We start from the raw sequence: 901 nt of genomic DNA on the forward strand, positions 1-901 counted from the left end.
TCCTTTATTTTTTGTTAGTATCAGCTCGATTCAACCTTGAGCTCAGTCATATAGGCAAACACATGTCACAGATTCATGCGCAGTATTTACAAGAAATGGGGATTACTCAGTGGGAACTGAGCCACCCTGAGCGTCTGGCTGGTTATCAGACCGAGCTCGTTAAACTGCCTGAAACATGCCAGTTACTATTAGTCTCACCAGAAAAGCCTCAAGGCGCGCTAGCTGAGATGTTTAAGCGAGTGCTAAAAAGCATCAAACTGGATCTGTCACAAGCGCAGTATGTATTCGCAGGGTGTGAATCAGATACTGATATAGCGGCTAAAACGCTGCAGTCCCCTTTATTATCTCACATCGATGGCAACAACCAGCAACGTCGAGCTTTGTGGCAACAAATTTGTTCTTATGAATAGTCAATTTATCTCCATGTCAGAGTCGCACCTTGATGCAATCTGGCAGATTGAGCAGCTAGCTCATACTCACCCTTGGTCACAAAACATGATTCGCGATCTCGACAGTCGCGGCGGCTGCCATCACGTGATGCTAGTCGATGACGAGGTGGTTGGGTACTTCTATGCGCAAAACATCGTTGGCGAAGTAACGCTACTGAACATCGCTGTTGCTCCTCACCATCAAGGCAAAGGTTATGGCAAAGCTTTGATTGAGCATTTTCTATTGGTCTGTGAACAAGCAAAGGCAGAAAGTGCATGGCTTGAGGTGCGTGAAAGCAACCTTAACGCATTTGGTTTGTATGAGTGGGTAGGATTCAATGAGGTTGACCGTCGCCGAAATTATTACCCAACGGCAACAGGCAAAGAAGATGCAATCATCATGAGTTACATCTTCTTTTAACTTTCCCTCGCTCACATCGATATTGGCAAAGCTCAACTTAGGTTGAGCTTTT

General features: G+C 45.4%; 2 protein-coding genes. Both read left to right on the top strand.

The window, feature by feature from the left end; translation table 11 throughout:
• Positions 1-62 precede the first annotated feature (62 nt).
• Complete coding sequence (locus KIV40_RS27705) at positions 63-410, top strand: DNA polymerase III subunit psi (RefSeq protein ID WP_285352409.1); 348 nt, start codon at positions 63-65, stop codon at positions 408-410.
• Positions 403-849, top strand: a complete 447-nt coding sequence (gene rimI / locus KIV40_RS27710; protein ID WP_285352408.1) for a ribosomal protein S18-alanine N-acetyltransferase — start codon at positions 403-405, stop codon at positions 847-849. The genes KIV40_RS27705 and rimI overlap by 8 nt, the downstream gene beginning before the upstream one ends.
• Positions 850-901 lie beyond the last annotated feature (52 nt).

It is taken from the genome of Vibrio sp. D173a, from assembly GCF_030248475.1.